The 2,799-nt window shown below is 67.6% G+C and carries 3 protein-coding genes; 1 reads left to right on the top strand and 2 read right to left on the bottom strand.

The window, feature by feature from the left end; all coding sequences use genetic code 11:
* Positions 1 to 579 precede the first annotated feature (579 nt).
* Both E1283_RS34730 and E1283_RS34725 read right to left on the bottom strand, forming a co-directional pair.
* Positions 580 to 1,098: a hypothetical protein gene (locus tag E1283_RS34730; protein ID WP_132822150.1), complete on the bottom strand. Its 519-nt coding sequence runs from the start codon at positions 1,096 to 1,098 to the stop codon at positions 580 to 582.
* A gap of 69 nt (positions 1,099 to 1,167) precedes the next feature.
* Complete coding sequence (locus E1283_RS34725; RefSeq protein WP_132822149.1) at positions 1,168 to 1,629, bottom strand: hypothetical protein; 462 nt, start codon at positions 1,627 to 1,629, stop codon at positions 1,168 to 1,170.
* Positions 1,630 to 2,094: 465 nt separating this feature from the next.
* Between E1283_RS34725 and E1283_RS34720 the strand changes: the two genes are divergently transcribed.
* Positions 2,095 to 2,565: a DIP1984 family protein gene (locus tag E1283_RS34720; protein ID WP_165956355.1), complete on the top strand. Its 471-nt coding sequence runs from the start codon at positions 2,095 to 2,097 to the stop codon at positions 2,563 to 2,565.
* The last annotated feature ends 234 nt before the right edge of the window (positions 2,566 to 2,799 follow it).

Genomic DNA, 2,799 nt, shown 5'->3' with positions numbered 1-2,799 from the left:
GAGCAGGGTGGCGCCGGTGACGGAGAGGTGGAGGACGGCCAGGGCCCGATACGGGGCGTCTTGGGGGGGCGGAGGAGTTCGACGCCGTCGAGGCGGATGCGGGCGGCGGCCGGGGCGAAGTAACTGCGGCGGGTGTCGCTGGTGGTGCGGCGCCGGCGAACTGCACAGGCTTTACCGGGACGACGGCGCCCCGACCGACATCGAAGTCTCCACCGCCCGCCCCGTCAGGTGCTGGTGATCGGAAGCCTCAGCGAGTTCACCGACCGCGGTGCGACGAAAACCGGAGAAGATCACCGCCTTCGAGCAGTACAGGCGATCTATACAGGACGTCGAAGTCATCACATTCGACGAACTCTACGAATGGGCGTGCTTCATCGTGGAGGACCGCTGAGGCGTAGCTGACCGCGTCGTGGTGGAACCCCTGATCGCCCTTGGCTCCAGGCTTCGGTCGCGGTCACGATGCGCCCCGGCAGGCAGTCAAGGGGCATGAGGGCATGCAACGAGCCCCTCACAGAGCTGGCTCTGGCTGACATCGGGGTAGGGTCGCTTACAGAGCCGGTCACTGAGAAGTCGGCTGACTTACGTCAATTCTCCTGGACGGCGCCGTTGCCGGGGCCGGGTCCGGCGCTGGAAGACAGTGCGACCTTCTCCTGCAGAATCGGTGGAGCACAGGATCCACACGTTGCGCAGGCTGTCCACCAGCAACTGGGCGGGGCGGGTGCCGGGATGGTGGGCCTGACGCGCGGTGGTCCATTCCACGAGCATGCGGCCTGCCAGCCGAGCCAGCGCGGGTGAGCTCGGCTCGAGGTGGCGGCTGCGACCTTCCGAGGCCATGTACCACATGGCATCCAAAGACTCTCTCACCTGCTCCCGCAGGGCCCTCAGGTTGTCGTCTGGCACTGCAAGAAAGGTCTCAAGCCGTTCGAGGCCGGAGGTCTCGCTGCGCTCTGCGAGCTGCTCGCTGTGGCAGTGCGCCGCGAGCAGCCACGCTGCGCGAGAGTGCTTGGGTGGTCCAGCGAACGCCATGGCGGCGCGCAGGTCCGCCATGAACACGCTGTCATGTGTGGGCAGAGCCGGCGCGTTCAGCCAGATCAGCACGCCGCGGACGCGTTCATCGAGTTCGGCGCGCGATGCCGTCGCCAGATCGTGGCGGCGTCGGAGATTTTCTCACATCTGCCGGACAGCCGCCTTGTTTTCCATGTCCACGGCAGCTGCGGCTTCTGCCCAGTCGTACCACGGCCTGTCCTGCTCGCGATGTTCCGCAGGGATCCGCTGCAACGCCTCGTTCTCTCGTTTCCGGATCTTGCTGTACTGCGGAAAGTAGTTCTTGAGCAGGGCAACGCGTACGGGACCGGAAGGCACTGGGATTTCATTGAAGAACGCCAGCAGAGCCAGGTCCTCGTTCGTCCTGCATAGCGGAGCGCATACGAGGAGCCCTGCCACGAGGGCGGCCGTCTCCGACGGGTAGACCTTGGCACTCCCGACCTGCACCAGGGTGTCCGGTCCAGGCCGGGGAATCAGCCCGGCCGTTCGCCACCGCTCTAGCTGGTAGGGGCTCAGTTCCAGTCCGCGTGCTGCTGTGAGCTGGATCAAGCGCCTGTCGGCCGCGTTGGGCTCAGTTCTCACCATGGGCTCAAGCTACGAAAGATGGTTCCAGTGTTGCTCTGAGTGGGCGCGGGGGCTGGGTGTCCGTCGGCGGAGCGGCCGAGATCACGCCTGCGGTCAACCAGATCACGACCCACCTCTTCTTCAAAGGCGGCGCCGTGAGTATGGTGTCCGGATCCAATCTTGGGGCGGGCACACCAAAGGCATGAGGCGACCATGCAGCCCGCGCCCCCTCGGCATGGGGCTCCGTTCGTCGGTGAAAGGCAGGCCCAGGAGCTTGCGTATAGGCCGCGCAGGGGAGGGGGGACGGGGACTGACGTCATGGCGCTGGGGCGCGGATCCCCGTGCTGGGAACGTGCTGGATGGCCCTGTCCAGAGCCACGTTTTAGCAGGTGGGAGCGTTACGCTGAACATTCCGCTTCAACGTGTGAGCGTCGGATCGCGAGACGGCGGCCGTGGCGGGATGCGCGCGGCTCGGAGGTGGGGGACGTGAAGCTGGCGGAGGCGCTGGCGCTGCGCGCGGACGCGACGCGGCGGGTGGAGCAGCTGCGGGCGCGGGTGGCCGCGAGTGCGCGGTACCAGGAGGGTGAGGCGCCCGCCGAGGACGCGGTGAGCCTGCTGGCCGAGGCCGGGGAGGCGTTGGAGGAGCTCGAGATATTGATCCGACGGATCAACAGGACCAACGCCGTGACGGTCATCGAGGAGGGTGTCACCCTCACCGACGCGCTCGCGCGGCGGGACGTGTTGCGGCTGCGGCACTCGGTGGTCACCTCGGCGGCCGACGCGGCGGCCGGCCGGGACCAGCGGGGTGCCGTCCGCCAGTTGCGGTCGGAGCTGAAGATGCTCTCCGCGCTGCCGGTCGGTGAGTTGCGCTCACAGGCCGACGAACTGGCGCGTCGGATCCGCGAGGTCGACATGCGGATACAGCGGGCGAACTGGGAGGTCGACCTGCTGGACTGAGCGGGCGAAGGCGGAGCGGGTAGCCGTTCCCGGAGGCGTGCACAGACCGCGGGCCGGCGGTTGATCCGGCTCCTCCTGGTGCGTGGTGAGCAGCGCGGGGGTTCGACTCCCCTGTGACCGAGCAGCTCAACACAGCGCACAGGTGACCGTGCATCGCGCACAGCACATCACCACGTGCAGATCCGGGACCGGTGAGGGCGGGTTCGGGGTTTCCGCTTTCCGACGGGGCGTGGG

The organism is Streptomyces hainanensis, from assembly GCF_004348415.1.
GTDB classification, from domain to species: domain Bacteria; phylum Actinomycetota; class Actinomycetes; order Streptomycetales; family Streptomycetaceae; genus Streptomyces; species Streptomyces hainanensis.
This window is presented reverse-complemented; position numbering and strand designations above follow the sequence as displayed.